Origin of the sequence: Limnospira indica PCC 8005 (genome assembly GCF_000973065.1) — a bacterium.
Lineage (GTDB): Bacteria > Cyanobacteriota > Cyanobacteriia > Cyanobacteriales > Microcoleaceae > Limnospira > Limnospira fusiformis.
This window is the reverse complement of record NZ_FO818640.1, coordinates 2,414,594-2,441,501: the sequence shown is the minus strand read 5'-3', so window position 1 is coordinate 2,441,501 and position 26,908 is coordinate 2,414,594. Positions and strand designations below refer to the sequence as shown.

At 45.6% G+C, this 26,908-nt stretch carries 27 protein-coding genes and 1 riboswitch; of the genes, 9 read left to right on the top strand and 18 right to left on the bottom strand.

Going from position 1 to position 26,908, the window contains the following annotated elements; translation table 11 throughout:
- The 4 genes from XZ46_RS10715 to XZ46_RS35350 all read right to left on the bottom strand — a co-directional run bounded on the left by XZ46_RS10715 (position 1) and on the right by XZ46_RS35350 (position 4,315).
- Positions 1–2,178 (bottom strand): putative baseplate assembly protein, encoded by a 2,178-nt coding sequence (locus tag XZ46_RS10715; RefSeq protein WP_008050397.1) that lies wholly within the window; start codon positions 2,176–2,178, stop codon positions 1–3.
- Positions 2,179–2,184: 6 nt separating this feature from the next.
- Positions 2,185–2,595 carry a GPW/gp25 family protein gene (locus XZ46_RS10710; protein ID WP_008050396.1) on the bottom strand — a complete coding sequence of 137 codons (411 nt, stop codon included), beginning with the start codon at positions 2,593–2,595 and terminating at the stop codon, positions 2,185–2,187.
- A 351-nt stretch (positions 2,596–2,946) separates the two neighbouring features.
- On the bottom strand, positions 2,947–3,891 hold the full coding sequence (locus XZ46_RS10705; RefSeq protein WP_006626016.1) for a ChaN family lipoprotein: 945 nt from the start codon (positions 3,889–3,891) through the stop codon (positions 2,947–2,949).
- A gap of 247 nt (positions 3,892–4,138) precedes the next feature.
- Complete coding sequence (locus XZ46_RS35350; RefSeq protein WP_006626017.1) at positions 4,139–4,315, bottom strand: hypothetical protein; 177 nt, start codon at positions 4,313–4,315, stop codon at positions 4,139–4,141.
- A 241-nt stretch (positions 4,316–4,556) separates the two neighbouring features.
- Between XZ46_RS35350 and XZ46_RS10700 the strand changes: the two genes are divergently transcribed.
- The 3 genes from XZ46_RS10700 (at position 4,557) to XZ46_RS10690 (ending at position 7,848) form a co-directional block, all read left to right on the top strand.
- The gene (locus tag XZ46_RS10700; RefSeq protein ID WP_035760216.1) at positions 4,557–5,720 is read left to right on the top strand and encodes a GuaB3 family IMP dehydrogenase-related protein; all 1,164 of its coding nucleotides are present in this window, start codon (positions 4,557–4,559) and stop codon (positions 5,718–5,720) included.
- A 368-nt stretch (positions 5,721–6,088) separates the two neighbouring features.
- Positions 6,089–6,412 (top strand): thioredoxin, encoded by a 324-nt coding sequence (gene trxA, locus XZ46_RS10695; protein WP_006626020.1) that lies wholly within the window; start codon positions 6,089–6,091, stop codon positions 6,410–6,412.
- Positions 6,413–6,780: 368 nt separating this feature from the next.
- Positions 6,781–7,848 (top strand): LOG family protein, encoded by a 1,068-nt coding sequence (locus tag XZ46_RS10690; protein ID WP_006669025.1) that lies wholly within the window; start codon positions 6,781–6,783, stop codon positions 7,846–7,848.
- Between the two features lie 20 nt (positions 7,849–7,868).
- Here the strand turns inward: XZ46_RS10690 and rppA are convergent, their stop codons facing one another.
- On the bottom strand, positions 7,869–8,552 hold the full coding sequence (gene rppA / locus XZ46_RS10685) for a two-component system response regulator RppA (protein ID WP_006626022.1): 684 nt from the start codon (positions 8,550–8,552) through the stop codon (positions 7,869–7,871).
- 256 nt (positions 8,553–8,808) lie between these two features.
- Here rppA and hisG point away from each other — a divergent pair, with 256 nt between their 5' ends.
- The 3 genes from hisG (at position 8,809) to XZ46_RS10670 (ending at position 12,791) form a co-directional block, all read left to right on the top strand.
- Positions 8,809–9,453 (top strand): ATP phosphoribosyltransferase, encoded by a 645-nt coding sequence (gene hisG / locus XZ46_RS10680; RefSeq protein WP_008050387.1) that lies wholly within the window; start codon positions 8,809–8,811, stop codon positions 9,451–9,453.
- Between the two features lie 356 nt (positions 9,454–9,809).
- Positions 9,810–10,772, top strand: a complete 963-nt coding sequence (locus XZ46_RS10675) for a hypothetical protein (protein WP_008050386.1) — start codon at positions 9,810–9,812, stop codon at positions 10,770–10,772.
- A 183-nt stretch (positions 10,773–10,955) separates the two neighbouring features.
- The gene (locus tag XZ46_RS10670; RefSeq protein ID WP_006626026.1) at positions 10,956–12,791 is read left to right on the top strand and encodes an N-acetylmuramoyl-L-alanine amidase; all 1,836 of its coding nucleotides are present in this window, start codon (positions 10,956–10,958) and stop codon (positions 12,789–12,791) included.
- A gap of 218 nt (positions 12,792–13,009) precedes the next feature.
- On the opposite strand, the gene XZ46_RS35345 is transcribed toward XZ46_RS10670, so the two are convergent.
- The 7 genes from XZ46_RS35345 to cobG form a co-directional block, all read right to left on the bottom strand.
- Positions 13,010–13,147, bottom strand: coding sequence for a hypothetical protein (locus XZ46_RS35345; RefSeq protein WP_006626028.1), 138 nt, complete (start codon positions 13,145–13,147; stop codon positions 13,010–13,012).
- Between the two features lie 38 nt (positions 13,148–13,185).
- Positions 13,186–13,326, bottom strand: coding sequence for a hypothetical protein (locus XZ46_RS35020; protein WP_008050385.1), 141 nt, complete (start codon positions 13,324–13,326; stop codon positions 13,186–13,188).
- 37 nt (positions 13,327–13,363) lie between these two features.
- Complete coding sequence (locus XZ46_RS35015) at positions 13,364–13,504, bottom strand: hypothetical protein (protein WP_006626027.1); 141 nt, start codon at positions 13,502–13,504, stop codon at positions 13,364–13,366.
- Positions 13,505–13,954: 450 nt separating this feature from the next.
- Complete coding sequence (gene cobJ / locus XZ46_RS10665; protein WP_008050383.1) at positions 13,955–15,382, bottom strand: precorrin-3B C(17)-methyltransferase; 1,428 nt, start codon at positions 15,380–15,382, stop codon at positions 13,955–13,957.
- A gap of 31 nt (positions 15,383–15,413) precedes the next feature.
- Positions 15,414–16,118, bottom strand: coding sequence for a precorrin-2 C(20)-methyltransferase (cobI, locus tag XZ46_RS10660; RefSeq protein ID WP_008050382.1), 705 nt, complete (start codon positions 16,116–16,118; stop codon positions 15,414–15,416).
- The gene (locus XZ46_RS10655) at positions 16,115–16,744 is read right to left on the bottom strand and encodes a precorrin-8X methylmutase (RefSeq protein ID WP_008050381.1); all 630 of its coding nucleotides are present in this window, start codon (positions 16,742–16,744) and stop codon (positions 16,115–16,117) included. Before XZ46_RS10655 ends, cobI begins: the two co-directional genes overlap by 4 nt.
- Positions 16,745–16,769: 25 nt before the next feature.
- Positions 16,770–18,218, bottom strand: coding sequence for a precorrin-3B synthase (cobG, locus tag XZ46_RS10650; protein ID WP_228116533.1), 1,449 nt, complete (start codon positions 18,216–18,218; stop codon positions 16,770–16,772).
- A gap of 11 nt (positions 18,219–18,229) precedes the next feature.
- Positions 18,230–18,313: riboswitch (adenosylcobalamin-variant (AdoCbl-variant) riboswitch) on the bottom strand.
- A 43-nt stretch (positions 18,314–18,356) separates the two neighbouring features.
- On the opposite strand from cobG, the gene XZ46_RS10645 reads away from it, so the two are divergent.
- Positions 18,357–19,583 carry a bifunctional cobalt-precorrin-7 (C(5))-methyltransferase/cobalt-precorrin-6B (C(15))-methyltransferase gene (locus XZ46_RS10645; RefSeq protein WP_008050379.1) on the top strand — a complete coding sequence of 409 codons (1,227 nt, stop codon included), beginning with the start codon at positions 18,357–18,359 and terminating at the stop codon, positions 19,581–19,583.
- 13 nt (positions 19,584–19,596) lie between these two features.
- Here XZ46_RS10645 and XZ46_RS10640 read toward each other — a convergent pair whose 3' ends face one another.
- Together XZ46_RS10640 and hemL are read right to left on the bottom strand one after the other, a co-directional pair.
- Positions 19,597–20,352 (bottom strand): cobalt-precorrin-6A reductase, encoded by a 756-nt coding sequence (locus XZ46_RS10640; RefSeq protein ID WP_006626035.1) that lies wholly within the window; start codon positions 20,350–20,352, stop codon positions 19,597–19,599.
- A gap of 122 nt (positions 20,353–20,474) precedes the next feature.
- Entirely contained in the window at positions 20,475–21,773 is a 1,299-nt protein-coding gene (hemL, locus tag XZ46_RS10635) for a glutamate-1-semialdehyde 2,1-aminomutase (protein ID WP_006669033.1), read from the bottom strand.
- 97 nt (positions 21,774–21,870) lie between these two features.
- Here hemL and hisE point away from each other — a divergent pair, with 97 nt between their 5' ends.
- The gene (gene hisE / locus XZ46_RS10630; protein ID WP_081593251.1) at positions 21,871–22,473 is read left to right on the top strand and encodes a phosphoribosyl-ATP diphosphatase; all 603 of its coding nucleotides are present in this window, start codon (positions 21,871–21,873) and stop codon (positions 22,471–22,473) included.
- A complete protein-coding gene (locus tag XZ46_RS10625) occupies positions 22,470–22,730 on the top strand; it encodes a hypothetical protein (protein WP_006626038.1) in 261 nt (86 codons plus the stop codon). Before hisE ends, XZ46_RS10625 begins: the two co-directional genes overlap by 4 nt.
- A gap of 18 nt (positions 22,731–22,748) precedes the next feature.
- Here the strand turns inward: XZ46_RS10625 and XZ46_RS10620 are convergent, their stop codons facing one another.
- From XZ46_RS10620 to XZ46_RS10605, 4 genes are all read right to left on the bottom strand, one after another.
- Positions 22,749–23,171 carry a response regulator gene (locus XZ46_RS10620; protein ID WP_006669035.1) on the bottom strand — a complete coding sequence of 141 codons (423 nt, stop codon included), beginning with the start codon at positions 23,169–23,171 and terminating at the stop codon, positions 22,749–22,751.
- Positions 23,172–23,401: 230 nt separating this feature from the next.
- A complete protein-coding gene (locus XZ46_RS10615; RefSeq protein WP_008050372.1) occupies positions 23,402–24,247 on the bottom strand; it encodes a transglutaminase family protein in 846 nt (281 codons plus the stop codon).
- Positions 24,248–24,359: 112 nt separating this feature from the next.
- Positions 24,360–25,340 carry an alpha-E domain-containing protein gene (locus tag XZ46_RS10610; RefSeq protein ID WP_006626041.1) on the bottom strand — a complete coding sequence of 327 codons (981 nt, stop codon included), beginning with the start codon at positions 25,338–25,340 and terminating at the stop codon, positions 24,360–24,362.
- A gap of 56 nt (positions 25,341–25,396) precedes the next feature.
- Entirely contained in the window at positions 25,397–26,830 is a 1,434-nt protein-coding gene (locus tag XZ46_RS10605; protein WP_048895401.1) for a circularly permuted type 2 ATP-grasp protein, read from the bottom strand.
- Positions 26,831–26,908 lie beyond the last annotated feature (78 nt).

Sequence of the window (26,908 nt, the reverse complement as noted above, 5' to 3'; positions counted from 1 at the left end):
TTAATAGATAATATTGATAATGTGACTCCAACCCCCTGCCACATCAGACCAGGAACAGATAGTGCCGTTAGAACCAGGGTCAATGATGGCTGTAGGTTGTCCCCGCACCCACCGCCCGCCCTGACGGCGGATAGCAAAAAGTTGCACAGTCCCCAAGCTGATCACAGTAGGAAATTTCTGTAGTAGGGCGATGATATCGGCTGTATACAGGGGCTGACCAAAAGGCCAACCTTGGGATTGAGCGCCGCCAATGATGGGGTTAAGGAACCGATACAGAGCTATTTGCAATTGCGATCGCATCTCTTCCCGGGCGTTGGGGTTGTTGTATTGCGCTCCGATAGTGATTTCGGCGGCGACGACGACTCCCACATACTCTGGTTCGCGACATTTTACTTGTATCCCCAGCAGGCGACGTTCATCAAGGTAGCTGAGAACCTGGCGATTGAGTTCGGAACTGATGGCTAATTCATCGGGAGAAATGCCGACTCCTTGTTCGATACCTAGCAAACTGGTGCGGGGTATCAACAGCAATTCAACGGTTCCCGCTTCCCCAGGACTTGCCCTGAGACAGCGAGAGCGGGCGATCGCTCCTTGTCCTGCTACTATTGCTAGGGTTTCAAAGTCTTCGGGGGTGACAGCGCGATCGCGGGTTCGCAACATTTGGGGGACGCGAATGGCGGCCATCTCCAAGGATTCGGCATCGGAACCAGATCGGGCTGGAATATGGTTGACCACAGCCCCGACGTAGGGTACAGCAGTTTTCATCACGGTGATGGTTCCGGGTTGGACGTTCCCCTTGACTCCTCCTCCGGTACGATAGCGAACCATTTGCACAGCGGCTCCGGCTGGGGGTATAGCACCATACTGTCGCTTTTGATGGTCGGCCGGTAAAACTGCCCTAGAGTTGCCTGTGGTTTGCCACAGAGCGCGATACTCGGTTTCTCGCACCAGTTGAGTCGGTTCGCTCACCTGGGGTCCAAATTGTACTATTCCGGTTAGGGAGTCGATCACATAGTGGCGATCGTCCGGTCGGGAATTGGAAAAGTCCGGGACTTCTTCCCAAGTTTGAGGTAGTTCTCCGGTCGGGGTAACAGTTAGGTATTCTCCGGGGAGGCGAGCCAGCACCGGGGTGCGTTGGAGTCGGTATGCTAGGCCTGGAGTCCCGTCGCTCACTCCTAGTAATTCGTCGCTGATTACTTCACACTGGGTGGCTATGGTGCTTCCTCCGATCGCACGGGAACTGATGCCGACAATGCGGGGGGATGCACTATAAGGGGATTCGTCAGGGGTGGGTTCTGTGTAGACGCAGCGCAGCCAGCGACCTTGATAGGCGGTGAACTGGGCGACGGGAAATTCTACGGGTAAATGCAAAATAATATCCGATCCGCCTTGGGGGTTTCGACCCTGTTTGACTACATCTTGAAAACTGAAGCCTTGGCTTTCGTCGTCTGCTTCTGTCAGTAGGACTAATTGCCAGTATCTCCCATTCCAGGCTTCCCAACGACGAGGGGGATGGTCGGGGTTTATCCCTGTGGGTGTGGCTGCTTGGCCTCTGACTGAGATAGCGATGACGTTGCCTTCAATGGTACTGTCAGGGTGAAAGACTAGGTAAAAACATTGCCCTGGTTCGGGGCGATCGCTAAACAAGGACAGTTCTGGGCCAGACCATGTGCCATCTTCTGTCCTCGTCCACCAGTTCGTTAACCGATCGCGCAACATTTTTGGGGTCTCTTCTGGGGTTTCAGCGTGCAGAATGTGTCCGATCAGGGGTCTGCCAATAACTAACGGGCGAGCCGTACTAAATACGATTGATTCCGCATCAGGTAGCCTAGTGGTCGCTATTTCGATGCCTTCGGGGATGGTATAGGCTTCGGGAAGATCTGATACCAGATAAAAGGTGATTTCCGTTTGGGCGGGGTTGGGAGGCTGTAGGCGAATTCCTAGCAGTTCTAAAAATAGGACGTAGTTTCGCCTGGGAAGCTGGTTGAAGCGACTCAGCATCTGGTCCATCAACCATGCAAACAGTTCCAGCAAGGTTATCCCTGGATCGCTGGGGTTGTAGTTACTCCACTCGGGACAATAGCGAGGGATTCTTAACAAGCATTCTTGCAGCAGATCCTCATAGGTCCGATCATCTAGGCTGGCTTTGGGAAGGTTGGGTAAAAAGTCGAATACCATGGCAGCTTATTCCGGATCTTTTTGTAGATAGAAAGGATAGACTAGGCTCCTCTTATCTTCACTGGGTTTGAGACTATAGTTAATCACTAAATCTACTCTCCCACCATCGGGGTCGGGAATCGCTTCTACGTCTCTCAGCATGATGCGCGGTTCCCACTGTTCTAAGGCTTCTTGCACGAAGATTCGCATTAACATCAGGGTTTCCGAGTTGATTGGTGCAAAGCTGAGTTCCCACAAACGACAGCCGAACTCTGGCCGGTTGACTCGCTCCCCAATATTGGTCATCAAAATTAGTAAGATCGACTCTCGGACGTTGCGATCGCCTGCACTCAAAGCCCAATTGCCTTGCTGATTTACGAACAGTGGAAAAGCCAATCCTTGACCTATATGCGCCGGGAAACGGGGTTGATTAATCATCTGAATTGTCTCAAATTCCTGGGGTCAATGTTTTCGGGGTTAATAGTTTTTAAAAGTAGAGTATATTCAAGTGGCTTTCAATCGCCTATTAAGTTATGATAATCCTAAAATACGGCAATTGATGAATCGTCAAATTTCCTGGTTTTAACCACCAGGCAGTTTGATAACTGATTCCTGCTTCTTTTCTGGGTTATGACAGTTCCCGCGTCCGTATGTTATCAGATATGACTATATCTGAACTATATCCTTATTGAAACTTTACAACACCACAGCATAGAGGCTTATAGTCCCAGGGGCTACAAATTTTGAGCCTGTACAGCCTTAAATTCCCCCCAGGTCCACTTGAACGCCTCAGCTATAATATCGCTGGGTGGTTTTGGTTTGTGGTGTATCGTGTTTCCAGATGAAATCAGCTATATTTGTGGGTAGACTGTCTTGGTGGGGAGATTGAAATAAAACCGATCGCTGAACGATATTGGCATCAGCTAATCGTCTTTCCACGCGGGAGGGGATGCCATAGTTGTAGACTACATGACCCTTTCCGACAATAACTACCACGGTAAAGTCTGGGTTAGCTTGGACAAAATTGGCGATCGCATCAGCCATCGTTTCATCCCAAAGAACTTGGGCTTCCACAAAGCGATCGAACCCGCCCTCACTGCCTTGATGTTGGTGTTGCCTATAGACATTGTAGAGCATTTGCCGATAGTTTTCATTATCCGTCTTGATTTCCTCAATGGGGGGAATGTAGCGTTTGTGTTCAGTTTGTAGGCTGGCTAACCCCCCCGCCGCCACTTGTCGCGTCACCTCCGTGGGGGTATTAATGGCTAAAACCGGAAGTTGATTCTCCCGCGCAAATCTAACAATGGGGGCGTAATATTTCCAGGGAAAACCCCAACGTTGCAGATATTCCGTGTCCCGGACCAGTTGGGTTTCTGAGATCTCCCCCGCTAAATATTGATCTATCACTGACTGATAGGGACGCTGGAACATTTCCATGGCGATCGCTATTTGGGGATTGTGCTGATGCAATATTTGCAAAATCTCGAATTGGGCTTGATGGTCCAGGGTGTTGTCGTGGGTTTCCCCCAGATAGATGATGTTAGCCGTTTTGAGAGATTCTAAAATCTTTTGGCGCGCGGACGAACTGACAGAAGCCGCGCGCGGAAACTCTGCTAAAGCCGGGGAGGATGGATACATAGTTGATAGTAGGGGAAACACCAAAAACAGTCCCAGGGAACAGGTGCAGAATCGAGTAATCAGTTGGACTTTCAGGATATTATGCTTTTTATACATTTTTTGGATGTGGTAAGTGCATATAAACAAAAAATCTGTAGCCTAGGCTACAAAATTACCAAAAATAAAGACTTAGGCTGAGTTTATGGTATTTAATAAATAGTGTAGCAATAGATTTTCGTCATTTCGATAATCTTGACATAAGTATAACTCCCCATTTTCAACTGATAAGTTGCGGTTTGGGGAGTCAGTTTGTCTTCACATATAAACAGAATAAATTTTCATCAAAATACCCTGTTATCAATGGTTACCTTTTTTGGTGATATCTACCATTTTTATGAATATCACTAATGGGGTGGTTAGCGCGCAATGCAGCCATAAGCTGAGGTTTGACGGCTTTCACCCACTGGTCAAAGTCAAAATTTTGATCATGGTTAGAATTAGGGAGAGTCGTGTGGTTGCGGTCAGTGCGGGTGGTACTCATAGGGATAGCTTATCAAGAGAAAAGATTGACTTATAATTAGCCTAGCGATATATCCCCAAATATTCAATACTAAATGCAAAACTTAACCCAAAATTAATCTGTGAAGAGTGGTAAGGATGGGTTGTAGCCGGGGGGACTAGGAGGAGTGAGCCGGGGTCAGGTGAGATTTCCTGGTTGATATGCGCCACCAATTTTGATAATTTGATAGGCTAACTAAATAGTGTTAGGAACCTGTAAAGAAGTGGATATTGTAATTGGGCGTGGCAAAAAGGCTCGTCGAGCATACGGAATTGATGAAATTGCCCTAGTTCCTGGCCATCGAACCCTTGATCCAAGTTTAGCGGATACCAGTTGGACTATTGGCAATATTAACCGAGAAATTCCGATTATTGCTAGTGCCATGGATAGCGTGGTAGACGTGAATATGGCGGTGAAACTGAGCCAAATCGGTGCGTTGGGGGTTCTGAACTTAGAGGGTATCCAGACCCGTTATGAAGATCCCAACCCGATTTTAGATCGGATTGCCTCGGTGGGAAAAACGGAGTTTGTGACGTTGATGCAAGAACTCTATGCTGAACCGATTAAGCCGGAACTGATTAAAAAACGGATTGCCGAAATTAAGGCTCAGGGCGGTATTGCGGCGGTTAGTGCTACTCCAGCCGGAGCCAGTAAATATGGCGGTACTGTTGCTGAAGCGGGAGCAGACTTATTTTTTGTACAAGCTACGGTGGTTTCAACGGCTTTTCTGTCCCCGGAATCGGTGACTCCCTTAGATTTGGCTCAGTTTTGTGCAAATATGCCTATCCCGGTGATTTTAGGTAACTGTGTCACATTAGAGGTGGCGCTCAACCTAATGAAAGCCGGAGCGGCGGGAATATTGGTAGGTATTGGACCGGGTGCGGCTTGTACTTCTCGTGGTGTGTTAGGGGTGGGAGTTCCCCAGGCGACGGCGGTGGCTGATTGTGCTGCGGCTCGTGATGATTTTTATCAGGAAACTGGGCGTTATGTTTCTGTGATTGCTGATGGAGGATTAATTACTGGGGGCGATATCTGTAAGTGTATTGCTTGCGGTGCTGATGGTGTGATGATTGGCTCTCCCTTTGCTCGTGCTGAAGAATCTCCAGGACGGGGATTTCACTGGGGTATGGCTACTCCTAGTCCTGTGCTTCCCAGGGGAACACGGATTCAGGTGGGTTCTACGGGAACATTAGAGCAAATTCTCCGGGGTCCGGCTCAGTTGGATGATGGGACACACAACCTGCTGGGAGCTTTAAAAACGAGTATGGGAACTTTGGGAGCGAAGACTATCAAAGAAATGCAGCAGGTAGAGGTGGTGATTGCTCCCTCGCTGTTGACTGAGGGTAAGGTCTATCAAAAGGCACAACAATTGGGAATGGGTAAGTAGCAATTATTGGGCTTTCTGTACCCGACTGGCTGATTTTTCCGGGGGGTGGTCTGATTAAGTATCGTAAAATTTAGTGTTACCCACTGGAATTATTTGGGAAAAAGTGCCACAATAGAAGTGGCGGAGACAAATGTTTCCGTTCACTCCTCACACCACACTCCGCCTGGACCTACGGTTCGGGCGGTTTCTTAATTGGGTAATCGTTTAGGTTAGCCAAAATTTTTGGCGATCGCCTGATATGATTAACTTCGATATGCTGTAGTCTTTTGTACAGCCTGGTATCAGAACCATCGGGACAAAATTGCTAATTCTGCCCCAGTTGGTTTGGTGGTAGAATGATTTACGATTTAGATTAAGGATTGGAAGGAATGTCAACAGCCGTAGAAGTTACTGATAGCACCTTTGAGCAGGATGTACTGGAAAGCGAACTTCCGGTGCTGGTGGATTTCTGGGCTCCCTGGTGTGGCCCGTGTCGCATGGTCGCCCCTGTAGTTGAGGAAATTGCAGAGCAGTACGATGGACAGATTAAAGTTGTTAAGCTCAATACCGATGAAAATCCCCAGGTAGCAAGCCAATATGGAATTCGCAGTATTCCCACATTAATGATCTTTAAAGGCGGCCAGAAGGTCGATATGGTGGTGGGAGCGGTTCCTAAAAGTACCCTTGCTAATACATTAGAAAAGTACCTTTAAACCATGGGCTAGACCCGAAACTTGAGATTAAGGGCTTTATATGTGATAGGCTCCCAAAGAATCAGGTTTGAGCGGGATTAAAGGTTCTCCAACCTATCTCGACCCCTAATTAATGCGCGTAAGGTGTTACGGAAATTTCCCGCCATGAGGCAAACTATCCCTATCCTACCTGCACCATTAGTCAAGGCGGCGGGAGTGTCAATAAATAAAAAGCCTGTCTGTCAGGTCCAAGGTGGAGAGTCGGCAAGCGGGTTGTCCCGCCTGCCCCTTTTCCTGGAATTTTCAGCTATGATTGGTGGAATTTTGTAGATAGATAGCCCGGTCAAACTGCGAATATAGGGCGAATTGTTGTCAGTTGTTCTGATTTTATGAATGCTTCTGGAAATGGAGATACGCTGGCATCTCTCAAGAGAGAGATTAACGAACTCATTGATGAGCTACCGGAATTAAAGCACGAAAAATGGATTTTGCGATCGCTTTCTAGCCTGGTGCGTATAGCACAATCGGAGATTGAGTCCTTGGACTGGAAAATTCTCTCGGCTGCTGTGTTGGATATGGAACAGGGATTTGAGATTTTTTATCCTTATCGCCATGTTCGCAAAATCTGCATTTTTGGTTCGGCGAGAACTTCACCAAAAGCCCCAGAATATGATATGGCGGTAGAGTTAGCGCGTTCGATGACTCAGCAGGGATTTATGGTGCTAACAGGCGCTGGCGGCGGAATTATGGAAGCGGCTAATTTGGGCGCGGGTGCAGAGCGATCGTTTGGTTTAAATATCAAACTCCCCTTTGAGCAGTTTTCTAATCCCTACATTGAGGGAGATCCTAAGCTGATTAAGTTTAAGTATTTTTTCACCCGCAAATTGTTTTTTCTGCGCGAAAGTGACGCTTTGGCTATGTTTCCGGGTGGTTTTGGCACTTTGGACGAAACTTTTGAGGGTTTGACTTTGGCTCAAACGGGAAAGTTTGGTCCGGCTCCGGTGATTTTGATTGACCATCCGGGGGGAGATTATTGGTATGATTGGCAAGAATTTGTCAGAAAACAGCTTTTGCGACGGGGTTTGATTTCCCAGGATGACCCTAGTATCTACACGATTACAGATAGTTTGGCTGTAGCAGAGGCGGCGATCGCTGATTTTTACCAGGTGTATCACTCTAGTCGCTATGTGGGGGATTTATTTGTGATGCGCCTAAATTGTGAACTGAGTGATGAACAGGTAGAATATCTTAATCAAGATTTTCAGGATATTCTCTCGCGGGGACGCATAGAAAAAAGCCCCGCCCTTCCCAAGGAATTAGGAGATGAAACGGAACATCTACCCCGCTTAGTTTTTTATTTTAATCAACGGGACGTGGGGCGTTTATATCTTATGATTGCTGCTATCAATAAGATGGGGCAAAATTTACCAGGTGCATCTCATCCTGAACAGAAGTAGTCAGGGGAGGCCAAGAAAAACTAATTCCCAAATCGATATCCTTTTCCATAGACAGTGTGGACGAGGGGGACTTCGTTGGGTAGTTCGATTTTGCGCCGCAGGAGGCGAATTTGAGCAGCTAGGACGTTGCTGCTGGGTTTTTTATCTGTTTCTCCCCATAGGTGTTGGTGAATTTCGGTGTGGGTGAGGAGTTGTCCGGGGTGGCGCATGAGATACTCTAGTAATTGGCTTTCCTTTTCTGATAATTCGATCGCTCTTTGTCCACGATAGGCTAATTGAGTTTCACAATCGAATTGCAGATCACCGAATTCTAGGCGGTTAGAGGTGACTGCGACATCTAAAATAGGAGGGCGACGCAATAGCGCCCTGACTCTGGCTAGTAGTTCCCGCAGTTCAAAGGGTTTAACTAAATAGTCGTCTGCGCCTGCGTCTAGTCCTTTTACCCGGTCGTCTAGGGTATCTTTGGCGGTGAGAAATAGTATGGGGGTGCGGTTTTGCTGCGATCGCAATTGGGCGCAAATTTCTAATCCTGATTGATGGGGTAACATCCAATCAAGAATCAATAGGTCATAGTGATGGTTTTGGGCGAGGGTCCCGGCTTGTATACCTTCATAAGCCTTATCGACTGTATAACCTTCTCGACTGAGGGCGCGACTGAGGGAATTGGTTAATTCCACTTCATCATCTACAAGTAGAATCCGCATGAATATTAAGCTAAATTTGTTGACATATTGACGTACTCACGGCGCTAAAGCAGCGGTGATTCTGGGCGACTCATAGCAACTCGCCTCATGGTTTCGGGTCTAGGTCTCCCTGTCAACCCCAAAACAGTACATGGGGAAGGAAGAGGAAAAGGGTCTTTGAGGGCGAGGCTGCAACGGAAAGATTTAATAAGATTGTATCAATATTGTTCCAGTAAGGTTAAGCTAACTCATGGTTAGATAAATTTCCGAAGTTATTATGATTACTGTTGCACTTCCTAAAGGCGCTTTACTGAAAGATAGTATTCGTTTGTTCAAAGCGGTTGGACTGGATTTTAGCGCTTTTCTGGATTCGGCTAATCGCCAATTACAGATTGAAGATCCGACAAAAACGGCTAAGGCTTTGCTGGTACGAGCCCAGGATGTGCCTGTTTATGTAGAATATGGTCAGGCGCAATTGGGGATTGTGGGCTATGATGTTCTGCGGGAAAAGCGTTCTCAGGTGGCTTCTGTGGTTGATCTCCAATTCGGAGGATGTCGGATGTCGGTAGCTGTGAAAAAATCTAGCCCCTATAGTCGTCCGGTCCAACTCCCCCCCCATAGCCGAGTTGCTTCTAAGTTTGTTCACTGTGCGAGTGAATATTTTGAGAGCATTGATTTACCTGTGGAGATTATACCACTTTATGGGTCGGTTGAATTAGGGCCGATTACGGGAATGTCTGAGGCGATCGTGGATTTGGTGTCAACGGGTCGCACGCTACAGGAAAATGGCTTAGTGGAAATTGAGGTGTTGTTTCAAAGTACGGCTCAACTGATTGCTCATCCCCTCAGCTATCGGTTAAATTCTGATGGTTTAAATGAGTTGATTGCACAAGTGCGATCGCAGATTTTGGTAGCTGTCTAATCACTGAGCATTACTCACAGTTTACTCACAGTTTACTCACAGTGCGATCGCATACGTGGGGATGGTTTACGAGGTTGAGTGAATCGTGATTAGTTGTTGAGAAACCCTGACTAACTACCTGGGAGTAACAATAGTGCATTTCCCCCAGGGACTACGGGAGTGCATAGTCAGGGAAAACCATAACCACTGGCGGGTCAGGTTAGTTAAGAAAAACTTAATCTTCACCTGATCAAAAATATGGTATAAATGATTGTATAAGCCATAGTTTATGGAATCCCTAAAACTACCAACTCCCCACAGGTGTCGGTATTATGGCTATTATTCGGTGCAATATTTATCATGAGGAGTCGTAAAAAATGACTAATGCTCAAGTTGTCCGAGAACAATTAAGCGCCACCGATCCGGCTAGTCCCTCTCTGCGTAATCCAGCCTTACTGACCCGCTACGATGATTATATTATTCAGCCTACCTTTCCCAATGCGAATGTTTCGATCGCTGTAGACGCATTTAATACAATGCAATATGACCCAATTGTGAAAGTTTTTCAACTTGGGCCTAATGATACTGCTCCTTTCCCTGGTCAAAGTCCGATCGCAGCCAATGACGATCGCGCCTTGGGAAACCGGAACGCCACTATTGCGCCAGGTCAGATTGAATTTGGTACAGGTTTAGGGGCACCGAGTACCCTGAGAGCCGATGGGGTTTCCCGGTATTTAGTGCGGGTAACAAGTTATGATCCTCTGCCGGATAATAGCACATTTCCCCCGACGGGAGAACTACCCCAAGACTATCAATTAGCGGTTAGTGTTGATTTAGGAAGTTTAAACCCTCCAGATATTGCTAATGGGGGAATTTTAGGACCTAATGAGTTTGCCGGCCCCGATGTCGATCCTTTGACAGGTGTAGCTAGATTCTGGGATGCTGAGGCGGGTTCCCATATTTTTACGGCTGATCAAATGGAAAAAAACACCTTAGCCAGCAATCCACAAAGATTTGTGAATGAGGGGTTTGAATTTGTATCAGAGGGAGATACAGTCCTACAACGCTTTAGAAACTCCCAGGGTGGTTTTTTCTATGCCAGCAATCCCGGGGAAATTAGTTTTGTGCAAACTCTGCAAGAATGGGTACCGGATGATCCCGGAACTCCGATTCGGGTTTTTTCGTCTCCCGTGCCTGGTGCATTACCCGTATTCAGAGCTTTTAATCTGGATACTAATGGTCATTTCTATACGATTGACCCCAATCAAGCAGCCTTTGCTAATAATTTACCTAATTTCGACGGTCAAGGGGTTTCATTCTATGCGCGACCGATTGCGTAAATGGGGAATGGGGTTCTGCGGAATTAACTATTAACTAAACAGTGGTCATCTTAACTCCCTGCTGCTAGAATTTAGGATAGCAGTAGGGATTTGCTATGAACAGGGGGGTTAATCAGCCCCGGAAAGGGCGATCGCCTTTTGACAAAATCCATAGCAGTGAGACCATTAGAATAATTAGCACTGATGAAAAAAATTATATTAGGATTAATAGTCTTTGCTTTAGTGATGATCACTCCAGCATTAGCAGAACAGCCTTTATTTGTAGCGTATCCTCCTAACCAACATAGGACTATATCCGATCGCATTTTTCTAATTGGCACCGCCGCCCCCCATGGTGAGGTATTAATCAATGGTCAAGTTATCGATCGCAGTCAAGGGGGACATTTCGCCCCCACTTTTCCTCTGGAATTAGGGGAAAATGAATTTATCCTCCGCCACGGTGATCAGGAAATTCGCCGCACTATTACCCGCGTTTCTAATCAACCACCTATCCCCGATGGAATAGCGTTTGTGCCGGAATCCTTGACCCCTTCTAGCCCCATTTCCCGACTGCCAGGGGAAATTCTTTGTTTTAGTGCGATCGCACCTCCTAACGCCGAAGTTTCCGTGAATATTGGGGGGGAAACTATCCCGCTATTTAAGCAAACTGAAAGTCGGCAACTTCCTGATAATAAGGCGGTTTTGACTGGCACCAACGAACCTATAAATATAGGGGGAAAGTTCGGGGGATGCGCCACTATTTCCCCAGATACTGATTTTGCTAATAATCGGAAGGCGATCGATTTAGGTCAACCCCGATATCAACTTATTCTCAATGGTGAAACCGTCACGCAAACAGCCACCGGAACCGTGTCTATTTTGTCTCCGACTCAATTTGAAATCGCCGAAGTAATTGTCGATGCAGGGGTCGCCAGAACCGGACCTAGCACTACTTATTCCCGTCTAACTCCCCTTCCCAAAGGAACCCGGTCGCGCATTACTGGTAGGGATGGAGATTATTTACGTCTGGACTATGGCGGATGGATAAAAGCGGATGAAACCCGGATTTTCTCCGGTTCTATTCCTCCTAATTCCATGATTCGCAGCGCTAGTGCGCGCCGAGATGGACAATGGACTAAGGTTTATTTTCCTTTACAAGTTCCGGTTCCGATTAGTATTAAACAGGGCGATCGGACTTTAACTATTACTCTGCATAATACAACTGCCCAAACTGATACTATCCGCTTTGATGATAACCCATTAATTGAACGGATGGACTGGCAACCTGTTCTCTCACCCATGGGAGAAACTCAAGCAGCGGTTGAATATACTTTCCATTTTAGAACTTCTCAGCAGTGGGGATATGAAGTTAATTATGCTGGCACAACTTTGGTTTTATCCCTTAAACATCCCCCCGAATTGGGTGCGTTAGATGATCAGAGTTTTCTGGCATCTATTCGCCGGGGAAGACCTCTAACCGGGGTGAAAATTTTACTAGACCCCGGACATGGTAGTGATGAGGATTTAGGCGCGAGAGGACCGACAGGATACCCGGAAAAAGATGTCGCTTTGATCATGTCTTCTCTGTTGCAAAGTGAGTTAATTAAACGGGGTGCAACGGTGTTTATGACCCGCGAGGGTGATGATGATTTATGGCCTCATGAACGGGTGGAAATGATTAATCAACAAAAGCCGGATCTGGCTTTTTCGATTCATTATAATGCCTTACCGGATAATGGAGATGCCATCAATACCAAGGGAGTTGGGATGTTTTGGTTTCATCCCCAAGCCCACAATTTAGCGGTTTTTCTGCATAATTATTTGGTAGAAAAATTGGATCGACCTTCCTATGGTGTCTTTTGGAATAATCTCGCCCTAACTCGTCCTTCTGTTACCCCTTCGGTATTATTGGAATTAGGGTTTATGATTAATCCCGAAGAGTTTGAATGGATTATTAACCCGGTTGAACAGCGGAAATTAGCGACTACTTTGGCTGATGCTATTGTGGAATGGGTACACTCTAGGGTAACAGATTCTTAATAATCGAAAACGCAAATAATTAATAATTAATAATTAATAATTAATAATTGTTAATTGTCGGGGCGGGTTCTGCCAGTTTATCGTTTGCCTAGGAGAGGATTAATAAACCCGCCCTCACCCGGTGATTAATTAATAATTGTTAATTGTCGGGGCGGGTTCTGCTAGTTTATCGTTTCCCAACCGGAGGATTAATCAACTCGCCCTCACCCGGTGATTAATTAATAATTGATAATTGTCGGGGCGGGTTCTGCCAGTTTCTCGTCTCGCCACCAGAGAATTAATAAACCCGCCCCCAGCCAGTGATTAATTAATAATTGATAATTGTCGGGGGGTTCTGCTAGTTTATCGCCTCCCAACCGGAGGATTAATCAACTCGCCCTCACCCGGTGATTAATTAATAATTGATAATTGTCGGGGCGGGTTCTGCCAGTTTCTCGTCTCGCCACCAGAGGATTAATAAACCCGCCCCCACCCGGTGATTAATTAATAATTGATAATTGTAGGGGCGGGTTCTGCCAGTTTCTCGTCTCGCCACCAGAGAATTAATAAACCCGCCCCCAGCCAGTGATTAATTAATAATTGATAATTGTAGGGGCGGGTTCTGCCAGTTTCTCGTCTCGCCACCAGAGAATTAATAAACCCGCCCCCAGCCAGTGATTAATTAATAATTGATAATTGTAGGGGCGGGTTCTGCCAGTTTCTCGTCTCGCCACCAGAGAATTAATAAACCCGCCCCCAGCCAGTGATTAATTAATAATTGATAATTGTAGGGGCGGGTTCTGCCAGTTTCTCGTCTCGCCACCAGAGAATTAATAAACCCGCCCCCAGCCAGTGATTAATTAATAATTGATAATTGTAGGGGCGGGTTCTGCCAGTTTATCGCCTCCCAACCGGAGGATTAATCAACTCGCCCCCACCCGGTGATTAATTAATAATTGATAATTGTAGGGGCGGGTTCTGCCAGTTTATCGCCTCCCAACCGGAGGATTAATCAACTCGCCCCCACCCGGTGATTAATTAATAATTGATAATTGTAGGGGCGGGTTCTGCCAGTTTCTCGTCTCGCCACCAGAGGATTAATAAACCCGCCCCCAGCCAGTGATTAATTAATAATTGTTAATTGTCGGGGGGTTCTGCTAGTTTCTCGTTTCCCAACCGGAGGATTAATAAACCCGTCCTTTGGGGAGAGAGGGATAATGGCGTGGGGTGTAAATCCACTGCTGGTTTTGGTTTTGGTTAATGATGCGAGTTTGGCTGTTTCCAATTAAAATTATGGTTCGCATATCGGCATCTTGAGCGGTTAATTGTTCGAGTATTTTGACGGTGACGGTTTCTCCTTTTCTGCCTAAATTTCGGGCTAAGATAATGGGAGTTTGGGGAGACCTCCACTTTAATAATATCTGTTTTGCTTGGTCAAGTTGCCAGGTTCTTTGTTGAGAAACAGGGTTATAAAATGCCATGGCTAAATCGGCTTTGGCGGCTAATTCAATGCGGTTGATAATGACATCCCAGGGTTTGAGAATATCTGATAGGGAAATGACGCAGAAATCGTGTCCTAATGGTGCGCCAACTCTGGCGGCGGCGGCTTGCATGGCGGAAATACCTGGACAGACCTGGATAGCGATCGCCTCCCATTCTGGTTTGGCTTTGGTTTCTAATACTTCAAATACCGCTGAAGCCATGGCGTAAATGCCTGGATCGCCGGAAGAAATTAGCACCACTGAACGCCCTTTAGCGGCTAAATTTAAGGCAGTCTCCGCCCTATTTAATTCTACCCTATTATCAGATTCATGGCGGATAATTTCGGGTTTTCTTAAAAATTCAACTAGGTCTAAATAGGTTTTATAACCTACCCAATCACTAGCATTTTCTAAGACCTCGCGAACTTGGGGAGATAGCCAATCATGGCTTCCGGGTCCGGTGCCAATTATGGCTAATTTACCGGTGATTTCTGGTGAACTCTCTAACTGATAAATTAAGCGATCGCCCCTAGGTTGAAGAGTGTCTATATCTGCTTTATCTACGATTTGAATAGTCAATTTTCCCTGTTCATCAAAGGGCAATTTACTATTTTGTAACCAGGGTGCATCTCCTATCAATTTAACTTGTTCTCCCGCCAACAAATCGGAAATAAAGGTTTTGGCATCATCAGGATTAATCAATTGATAACCCTTGGGGGGAGATAATAAAGCAGTTTTAAATCTAATTTCTCCTGTGGTGGTAATAGCTGGAGAAACCTGCAAGAATTGGGCAATTTTACGCGCCAAATCATTAACCCCTTGTAAACCCCCTAAAAGTGGCACGACGGCGCTACCATCTTCAGCCACAGCTAAAACCGGAGGTTCCTGCCATTTATTGATTAATAATGGTGCTAAAGTGCGAATTAAAATCCCCGCCGCACAAATGCCAATAATGGGGGTTCCTGTTTGGAAGAGTTCCCGCAGGGTATCCCCAAAATTATCATAGGTTAAATCAGCCGACTGGGTGCGTTTTGGGGAACCATAGATAATCCCATTACCTAGCGCTTTTTGGATGTTCTTAGCCACATCAAGACTATTTTCGGTTAAAACAATAATGGCTGGTTGGTTCATAACTTAGGGGGAATTAAGGGTTAATTCGGGGTTATTTGGGCAGGTTCTGACTAGGTACTAAAATTAATGACCAGTAGGTAACTGAGTTATGGTCAACTTCTGTAATGGGGATAATTGCCTGATTTTTCCAAGTAGCGCGTTCGATATATAAAGCCCTTTGTAGTAGTCCTAAATCTGCCAAAATTTGATAAACTTTAGCAAAATGCCGACCTAATTTCATAATGGCGGCTGCATCAGCTACCGAGAGGCGATCGCGTAATATATCCGCCTCTAATGTAGCCGGAAGAATGGTAAAGACATCATTGCGATAAGTTATCGGTACTCCCAACATAGCCGCACTAGCCATCACTGAAGAAATCCCAGGTATGACCTCAATTGAAAACCGCCCTGATAAGCGATTAAAAATGTACATAAACGTACCATAAAGCATCGGATCTCCCAGACACAAAACCGCCACATCTTTCCCCTGGCTGAGATGTTCGGCAATTTTTTCCGCCCCGATATCATAATAAGGCTGTGACGATCGCTGCACACTAAAGGGTAGGGGGATAGGAATTTCGATCTGATCAGGGGAGATAAAATCGGCGACGATCGCCCTAGCTAAAACCTTGCCATTTTCCAAACTGGGATAGGCAATGACGGGAACAGTTGTTAAAATACGATGTGCTTTTAAAGTTAGTAATTCCGGATCTCCCGGACCAATTCCCAACCCATAAAGTCGCCCTAATTTAGTCATAATTCATTTTCCTTTGCTAACGCATTTACTGCCGCCGCTGCGATCGCACTCCCACCGCGCCGCCCATGGAGTGTCATAAATGGAATACCACGGCTATTAGATGCCAATTCAAGTTTCGACTCTGCCGCGCCGACAAAGCCGACCGGAAACCCTAAAATCAGTGCAGGTTTCACTAAACCATCATCCAACATTTCCAGCAGGTGAAAGAGGGCAGTCGGTGCATTACCAATGGCTACCACTGCGCCTTGTAAATTATCCCCCCATAACTCCAATGCTGCCGCCGACCGAGTATTATTAATCTGGCGAGCGATATTAGGGACATCTGGATGATTTAGGGTACAAATAATCGGGTTATTTTTAGGTAAGCGTTTTTTAGTAATTCCCCTAGCCACCATCATGGCATCACAAAAGATGGCTTTTCCCTGTTGTAGTGCCTCCCGTCCGACTTTAACGGCATTTTCTGAGGCTTGTAAATCTCCGACAATATCCGTCATTCCGCAGGCATGAATTAACCTAACTGCTACATGAGATAAATCATCTGATAAACCTTGAAAGTTGGTTTCATCCCGAATTATTCCAAAGGATTTCTGATATATTTGGTTGCCGTCACGCAGGTAGTCTATCATCAGCAAATTTGCAGGTAATTAGTGATTAATTAAGTGGGCGATTTTGGGTCAAAAAATTGGCTAAAAATTCGGGTATTTCGGTAAATACTCCCTCAAAAATTTTTTGTTTTAAGGATTGTTCACCATCCCCAAGATACACTTGGTAGCCTTCGATAGTTTTCCCATTTTGATTAATTGTATGCCCTAAAAGGGTGATTTCTGCGGGACTGGGTTGAGCGCAAAATTTAGGGCAACCAGTTACATGAATATTAATAGGAGTATCTAAATTTAATCGCTGGTGGAGATATTCTGCTAATTGGGAAGCGTGAGTTTGAGTGTGGGTAAGTGATGCGGCACAGCCAGGCTTACCACCACAAGCAGCGATCGCCACTTGATTTGACTCAATTTCCGCGAAGCCTAATAAAGATAGTTTCGGCAATAATTGGCTGATTTGTTGATGGGGAATATCTGGCATTATAATTGTTTGCCAAGGGGTTAATCTTAACTCGGCATTACCAAAGGTTTCTGAAAGTTCGACTAATCCTAACCATTGTTGTGCATTAATTTGTCCTAGGTGTAATGATATCCCAATATAACACAATTCGGCGTTTTTTTGGGGATAAATTCCTAAATGATGATAGGGTTGGCTGGGGGTAGGTTCAGCGGACAATATCGGCAAGGGCTGGGTTAGTTGGCTGTTGACTTGCTGGATATATGTATCTAATCCTAGATGGTCAATTAGCTGTTTCATCCGAGGCTTTTTCCCGGTATCTAAGGGGTTGTTTCGGACATACTCCCCATAGACATTAATAAGGGTAGCGACTACAGATAAACATTGTTCTGGCGTGATGACAAGTTGGGTATTATATAGCTTTTTATCTCCGGCGATCGCCAACTGAAAATTAATGCTATTATTCCCATCATCTACCGAGATCGCATTAAGCTGAATCTCATTATATCGATGTTCCCAAGCCACCGGAGAACGGATACCAATTCCCACAGTCCCCCCCCCATCAACTCCGATGCTAAACTTAGGACTAAGTTCGCCAATTAACGGGTGATTTTGAATCAGATTATCCAGGGCTTTAATCAGGGGACTAGTATCAATTAACTCCTGGCTATCAATTCCCGCCGTCGGACTACCCATAATATTGCGTAGGTGGTCTATGTGGGGATTTTGAGCAGCTAAATTTAATTTTTGCAGCATCTCAAAAACGGCGCTAGTTGGTGGTTTTTGCACTCCCCGAATTTGTAAATTAGCGCGATTAGTTACTTGTAGCGTCCCTCCCCACTCCGTTAATAAATAACCCAATAATTTACCCTGTTTACTATTAATTAATCCGCCCGGAGTCCGAATGCGGATTAAAAAACCATCCTGGGCGTGGGTTCCATAAAATAGACCCGGACAAACATTTGCTTTAACTAACCAATTCATGGTGATTTGTTTCTCCATGCGACGCAGAGAATGAGCCGCAAAATTAGCTGATTTTGACAACTCATCAATAACTTGTAGTTGGCATTCTGACTCAGAAAATTGTATTACAGTTGCGGCACAGTGTCGGAATCTCACCGAACTTTCCCAACTACAAGCCCAAATACTATATCATGAATACTGGTATTTTAACTATAAATCATGGTCAGCAGGGATTTTTCCCACAAATGGTTATCAATTGTAGGAATTGGGGAAGATGGGTTAGAAGGGTTAAGCGCCACGGCGCGATCGCTTTTATCTATGGCTTCAGTAGTTGTCGGTGGTCAACGTCATTTAGCAATGTTACCCCCGGAGGATAAACGAGAAAAACTCCTCTGGACTTCTCCTCTGGATGAGTCGATCGCAGAAATTATCCGCCGCCGTGGTCAACCCGTCTGTGTTTTAGCTAGTGGCGATCCGATGTGGTATGGTATTGGCGTTACCCTTACCCGTCGCCTACCCCTTGAGGAAATTACTATAATTCCTTCTCCCTCTACATTTAGCCTAATTTGTAGTCGTTTGGGTTGGTCTGTAACCGATGTAGAAACCCTGAGTTTATGTGGTCGTCCCCTGGCTTTATTAAATCGGGTAATTTATGGGGGTGCGCATCTGTTAATTTTAAGTGCTAATCGTCGCACTCCCGCCGCCGTGGCTGAACTCCTAACACATCAAGGATTTGGTGATAGTTTAATCGTGGTGTTGGAACATTTGGGAGGCAAAAAAGAGAGACAAATTTCGGGTATCGCTTCCTCTTGGGATGTTGACGAAGTGGCTGATTTAAATGCGATCGCCGTAGAGTGTATTAGTTCTAATCCCGTTAACTTTTCCCCTAGTTTCCCGGGACTTCCTGACAGCGCCTACCACCACGACGGACAGTTAACTAAACAGGAGGTCCGAGCGATTACTCTCAGTCGATTATCTCCCCTACCGGGACAACTTTTATGGGATGTCGGTGCAGGTTGTGGGTCCATTGGTATTGAGTGGATGAGAAGTGATCGCCGTTGTCAAAGTATCGCCATAGAACAGCATCCCAGACGCTTAGAATATATTGCTGATAATGCCACAGCTTTAGGGACTCCAGACCTGCAAATAATAGCCGGAAAAGCACCCGAATCATTAATTAATTTACCTTCCCCTGATGCCATTTTTATTGGTGGTGGTATTACCACCCCAGGTCTATTAGAAACCTGTTGGAAAAAATTGCGATCGGGAGGTCGTCTAGTGGCTAATACAGTCACAGTTGAGAGTGAGTTAATTCTGTTACAATGGCATAATCAATTAGGGGGGGAACTTACCCGAATTGGCATTGAAAGAACTGCAGCCATTGGCAATTTTTTAGGCTGGAAACCCTTAGCTACTGTCACTCAATGGTCAGTGCTGAAACCATAACTAAAAAGGCGGTTTATTGTTGGTGTAACCAAGCGATCGCCGACTCAATATCAGCCACTGTTTCCCCCATAGGAATGGGAGGACGTTGCACCATAACCACAGGTAATTTCAACTCTCGCGCCGCCACAATTTTGGCGTAGGTAGCATCACCGCCGCTATTTTTACTAACAATTGCACCCAGTTGATATTCCCGTAAAATTGACAGTTCATCTATCACCGAAAAAGGCCCCCTTTGTAACAATAATTCCCCCCTAGGTATAGGTAAATTCGGCTGAGGTGGGTCAATCATCCGCATTAAAAACCAGATATCTTTTAGTTCAGCATAGGCGGAAAGTTCCTGACGACCAATAGTTAAAAATACCCGTTCAGCTAACCCTGATAAAACCATAGTAGCCTGTGAGTGACTATCCACCTCAACCCAGTTATCGCCGGGGACTTTTTCCCAAGCCGGACGGACAACCATTAACCGTTTAATTCCACATTCATTAGCTGCTATAGCCGCATGGTCAGAAATTTGGGCAGCAAAGGGGTGGGTAACATCAATTAAAATATCAATTTTTTGTTGTTTTAAATAGTCGATTAAACCCTGAACACCGCCAAAACCGCCAATCCGAAAAGCCGCCGGGTCTTTCGGGGTAACTGGCTGTTGAGTGCGACCCGCAAAAGAAGCGATCGCCTCTATATTCGCCATAGTTTGAACCCTATCATATAGGGCTGTCGCTTCCGCCGTTCCTCCCAAAATCAAGATTTTTTTACAGTAATTACTCATCCAAATTAATAGGTTAAGATTAGCCCGATAAACCCCAGCAAAAACCAGGTTTTCTATGGGAATTCCAGACAGACTTAACCATCAATTCCATAAAAAACCCAGTTCTTGACTGTCAGAATTATCTACAGACCAGATAAAACTTCCCGCGCCGCCGCCAGAGTTTGATCAATATCTTCCTCAGTATGCACAAAAGAAGTAAAACCAGCCTCAAATTGTGAAGGAGCCAAATAAATACCCCGTTCTAACATACCTCGATGGAAGCGACCAAACTTCGCCAAATCCGACTTTTTAGCATGATCATAATTATGAACAGGTCCCTCCGTAAAAAAGAACCCAAACATCGCGCTAATTTGGCCACCACAGGCTGCATGACCTGTTTCTTTAGCAATTTCCAATAAGCCATTACTCAGCTTTTTGGTAATTTGGTCGAGATATTCATAAGTCCCCGGCTTTTGCAATAGTTCCAAAGTCTTAATTCCCGCCGTCATGGCTAGGGGATTTCCTGATAGGGTTCCCGCTTGGTACATGGGACCTGCTGGCGCGACCATAGCCATAATATCCTGACGACCGCCATAGGCTCCCACAGGTAAGCCACCACCGATAATTTTACCCAAAGTAGTTAAATCTGGGGTAACACCAAATTTTTCTTGAGCGCCACCGTAAGCAATGCGGAAGCCAGTCATCACCTCATCAAATACCAGTAAAGCGCCATTTTCCTCGGTCAGCATCCGCAAACCTTCCAGGAAACCCGCATCAGGAGGAATAAAGCCAGAGTTGCCTACAACGGCTTCTAGGATGATACCTGCGATTTGACCTGGATTTTCCGAAAATAGTTTTTTGACCGCTTCTAGGTCATTGTAGGGGGCGTTGAGAGTGTTTACAGTCACGTTTTTAGGTACGCCGGGAGAATCGGGTAAGCCGAGAGTCGCCACACCCGATCCGGCTTTGACTAGGAACATATCCGCGTGGCCGTGGTAGCAGCCCTCAAATTTGATGATTTTTTCGCGACCCGTAAAGGCTCGCATTAGTCGCAGTACGGACATACAGGCTTCCGTACCAGAGTTGACAAACCTTACCATTTCGATGCTGGGAACAGCGTCGATCACCATTTCCGCTAAAACGTTTTCTAGGGCGCAGGGTGCGCCGAAACTGGTCCCTTTTTCTAGCGCTTCGTGGAGAGCGGCGATTACTTCTGGGTGAGCATGACCGCAAATAGCTGGCCCCCAAGTGCCAACATAGTCAATATATTGGTTCCCGTCAACGTCCCAAACGTATGCTCCTTTGACGCGATCGAAAACTATGGGTTGACCGCCAACGGATTTGAATGCACGCACTGGGGAGCTAACCCCCCCTGGCATGATTTTTTGGGCGGCGCTAAAGATTTCCTCAGATTTTGTTGTTTTTAATGGGGTGCTTACCACTTTAATCTCCTTATGCTGAATATGTTTGGATGCTGTGGTGCCAAATTTGCTAACGGTGAGACACAAAATGATATTCTAAACAGTAGTGGTGTTTTTTATGAAATTTAGTGGAGTTATGGCAGCCGGGAAACCCCCAGAATTGGGGAATCTGATTGATATTGATAAAATTCGTTACGATGATCAGGGCCTGGTAGCGATCGCCATTCAAGATATCTTAAATGGTGGGGTTTTGGCTTTGGGGTCGATGAACCGGGAAGCACTACAGAAAACCCTGGCGACTCAACAACTGTGGTGGGTTCAACAGTCACAGATTGAACTTTGGCATCCTGATATTATACTGGAGTCCATTAGCTATGACTACCGGGGCAATTTTCTGGTGGCTGGAGTGGCCTATTGTCCCTCGGAGTTAAATGGCTCTGGTGGACATACCTTGGCGGGTTTGTTTCGGGTAATTTGCGATCGCCGTGATCATCCAAATTCCCAATCCTATACCTGTCAGTTATTCGCCGGTGGAGATAATAAGATTCTCAAGAAAATCGGAGAAGAGGCGGCGGAAGTAGTTATGGCTTGTAAGGATGATGAGCCGCAGGCGATCGCCTCGGAAGTAGCCGATTTATTCTATCATTCCCTGGTGGCTCTGGCTTATCATCAGGTGGATTTACGGAAAGTTTATGAACAGTTAGAAGCACGTCGTCAATGAGTAAATTAACTCCGATTTCCTTAACGGTTCATTATATTAATGGGGAGTCCTACGAGTTTGAGTTTATGCCTCAGCAAACTTTGCAGGGTAGCGCTGTCAGTCCTCTGCAACAGATTTTGGGTTCCCATGAAATTATTATAGAGTTGGAGGATCGTTTGTTAGTAATTCCCATGGAAAATATACAGGCGATCGAGATTTCTCCACCCCCTAGCATTTTACCGGATACGGCTATTCGTAATGCTCAACAGGTGGATTAATGGAGTATTTGGCGACCTCTATTTGGGGTCATTTTCGGCTAGGACATCCCCCGCTATTTTGGCTTTAATTTGGTCAATAAAGGCTTGATGATCTATAATAGGTTTGGGGATGTAACCATCAGCGCCACTTTGGGCTAAGAAATATTCGCGATCGCTTTCATCCCCTTGGGCGGTCACCAAAATCACTGGTAAATTAGCAGTTTCAGGATTAGCTTTGAGCATTTGGGTAATTTTAATGCCATCAATGGGTTGACCCTCATAATAACTATTGTTTAGATAAATATCCATCAAAATCAGATCAGCTTGTTTAGAGGTTGCCATATTGATCACAGTTTCCACATCCTCAGTATGACAGGCAAGCATCCCACCTTTACGGGTGATAATTCTTTTAAATATCTGCCAATTAATCGGATTATCTTCAACTACTAAAACAGTTTTCATATTTTCACCCTCATTTGCAGAATTATAGTGACTCAACATACAGGCTATATGATTAGCATCTTCTATTCCACTGATTCTGTCGATCGCAATAAGTTCAGGATTTTCAGGTGATGGCTATGGTATCTGATGCCCATTTAGAGGCGAAAAGGATGGAAAAGTTCAGGACAATTGAATTCCTTATCTAGTATAGCAGTGGTATCGGTTGTTGATGTGACCGCTAAGATACTTAATCAACAGAGTTTTTCAATGGATAAATCATATTTCATCTGAGAATATGCTCCTCGCCCTCGAAAACTGCCGTTTATGGGACTAGCATATTCAGGAATAGCACTAGAAACCAGGGCGATATTGCGATCGCTGATAGCTAAATTCTGAGTCGGGTCATAACCGCGCCATCCCCCCCCCGGAAGATAAACCTCAGCCCAGGCGTGAAGATGGCGATCGCTATTATTTAGGTCCCCTTCCTGGTAGCCACTAACAAACCGAGTGGCCAAACCCATGGCCCGACAAGCCTCCATAAACAAAACCGTCAGATCTCGACAGGAACCCGCTTGCTGTCTCCAAGTAATCCCAGGGGGGAAAGCCGCCCCAGTTTCCCGAATAGTATAGCGACAAGTCCGATAAATGCGTTGATTTAAATCACTTAAAAACGTGAGAATCTCCCCCCGGGAACCATGCCAAATTTCTTGGGCCAATTGCACAGCCGCCGGGTCAACTCTGCCTTCCATATAAGGCTGTAAATGCCTTAAAATCGGTGCGGGATAGTCAGCGATCGGCAATTTCATCGCCCAAGGTTCCAGCAAATAGTTAAAGGGGTTATGACAATGAGTTTCTACTTGGGAACTGACTTTAATCTTTAATTCTTTCGTCGGTTCATCAAACCACAATTTCAGGACATCATTACCATTGAGGTCAACAATTGCCGAAATTCCTTTAGGTTCGGGAACCACATCAATAGCAAAATCCTGTAGAGTCTGAAAGGCATCTGAACGGGGTCGTAACCTGACGATATGGGGGGTTAATTCTACATACTTAGTATAAGTGTATGTAGTGGTATGAGCAATCTGATAAATCATCACTGTGTCCGGGGTATTTCAACGAGCAATAGGGCTGACGAGGTACAGCCGCACCCCACCTACCAGTTAGTAGGAATAGGTGGGGAAGGAGAGAGGAATACTTATGTCAATGTCAACCTACTTGACTTTGACTGACTGTCTCCGGTATAGGTTCCAGGGCAAAAAATGTTTCAAACATTCTCTCTTGAATCCCATTAACCCGGGTTTGCAAATTATCGAGAAATTCATGTAATCCTCGATTCATAATCTCATCAATCATGATATAGTCCAACTCCGATCGCAAACGTCCCAACTCCAGGTCTACAGGATTTTTCCAAGTTCCCGGTCTAGTTCCGGTAATATGTTGAAGCGATCGCTCTGCCTGTAGTATGCAATACTGAATCGAGCGCGGAAATTCCCGATCCAAAATCAAAAATTCTACCACACCAAAAGGGGTAATCCGGTGTTGTCTGCGTTTACGATACATCTCATAAGCACTAGCAGATTTCAGCAAAGCGATCCACTGAATTTCATCTAATGTAGTTCCGACATCCTCCACAGAAGGCAGCAAAATAAAATACTTAACATCCAGAATCCGAGAAGTTTTATCAGCCCTTTCTAGCATTCTGGCCATACGTCCAAAATGCCAGCCCTCATTGTGAGTCATAGTCGCATCCATAACCCCAGCAAATAAATGGGCTTGCTGCTTCACCTGATTAAAAAACTCTGGCAAATAATAGGAACTATCTCCCATAGCAGCATCGCGCACCATCATATAGAACTCATTGACCTGTTCCCACATTTCCGAGGAAATAATTTCCCGGACAGAGCGCGCATTTTGTCGCGCCAACCGCAGACAAGATAAAATCGAGTTAGGATACTGATTATCAAAAGTCAGGAATTGAATCACATTTTCAGCGGTCGCCTCTCCGTAGCGTTCTTTAAACAGTTCTAAATCCCCAGTAGTTAACACCAAAGGTCGCCATTGTTGCTTCATTCCCGAGGGAGAATCCAACAACAAATTTTGGTTAACATCAACAAACCGGGCAATATTTTCGGCCCTTTCTATATAGCAATTCAGCCAATAGATAGAATCAGCAACACGACTGAGCATAGTTTTTTCGACTCAAAATGTAACGACAATTGTGGCTAACAAAGTTACCGCCAAGATTAGAATAAAACCCAAGTATCCTTACTGCCGCCCCCTTGGGAAGAGTTCACCACCAAAGAACCTTTTTTCATAGCCACGCGGGTCAAGCCGCCTGGATGAACATAAACCCCTTGAGGACCGTAAAGGATATAGGGTCGTAAATCGACATGACATCCCTCAAAGCTATCGCCTAGCAGGGTAGGAACGCGGGATAAAGAAAGGGTAGGTTGAGCGATATAATTGCGGGGGTTCGCCTTAATGCGTCCAGCAAACTCTAGTCGTTCTTCTTCTGTGGCTTGAGTCCCAACTAGCATCCCATAGCCACCAGCTTCGTTAGCGGCTTTAACGACTAATTTATCAAGGTTAGCCACCACATATTCAAGTTGCTGAGGTTCCCAACATAGGTAAGTAGGAACATTAGCCAAAATCTGATCTTCTCCCAGATAGTAGCGAATCATCTGGGGGACATAGGCATAAATTACCTTATCATCAGCGACACCGGTACCCAAAGCATTAGCCAGGGCGACGCGACCATTGCGATAGACCTCAGTGATACCAGGAACTCCTAAAAGTGATTCAGGATTAAAGGTCAGGGGGTCAATAAAGGTATCATCAATGCGGCGGTAAATTACATCAACCCGCTGTAAACCTTTTGTGGTTCGCATTTGCACATAACCATCTGCTATCACCAAATCCCGTCCTTCCACCAATTCTACTCCCATTTGTTGGGCGAGGAAAGAATGTTCAAAATAGGCAGAATTATAAATCCCCGGAGTCAGAACCACCACGGTCGGGTCATCGATGTGGGAAGGGGCTAAATTCAGCAGGGTATCTAGGAGATGACTGGGATATTCATCAACGGGTTGAATCCCTAGGGTAGCGAAGATTTGGGGAAAGGTGCTTTTCATTACCCGGCGGTTTTCCAGAACATAGGAAACCCCAGAGGGACAGCGTAGGTTATCTTCTAAAACATACCATTGACCATCGCGATCGCGTACTAAATCCGTCCCCGTGATATGACACCAAATATTTTTAGGGGCTTCAATTCCCATACAGGGTTTAAGAAAGCCTTTAGATGAGTTAATCAAATCTTCAGGAATCACACCATCTTTGACTATTTTCTGATCACTGTAAATGTCAGATATAAACAAATTGAGAGCCTGAATTCTCTGGATTAGTCCTCGTTCTAAATACGCCCATTCCTGCGCGGAAACAATACGAGGAATCATATCAAAGGGCAAAATCCTCTCGGTCCCCTCACTATCGCTATAAACGTTAAACGTTGCCCCTAGTTTCATCATGGCGGTTTTCGCCGCCTGTTGTCGCATCCTAATTTCTTCTGGGGACAGGGAATTAAGCCTATCTATTAACAGTTTGCCTTCGGGTCTCGGTTCCCCTGGAGAGGCAAATAGTTCATCGTAGAAATCACCTGGATCGTAAGAATCAAATAGCACAAATTGTAGCCCCAACTGCTCTAACACCTCTGATGATAAGGGGCTGAGTCCGTCCGGGAACTGTAGTTAATGATACCA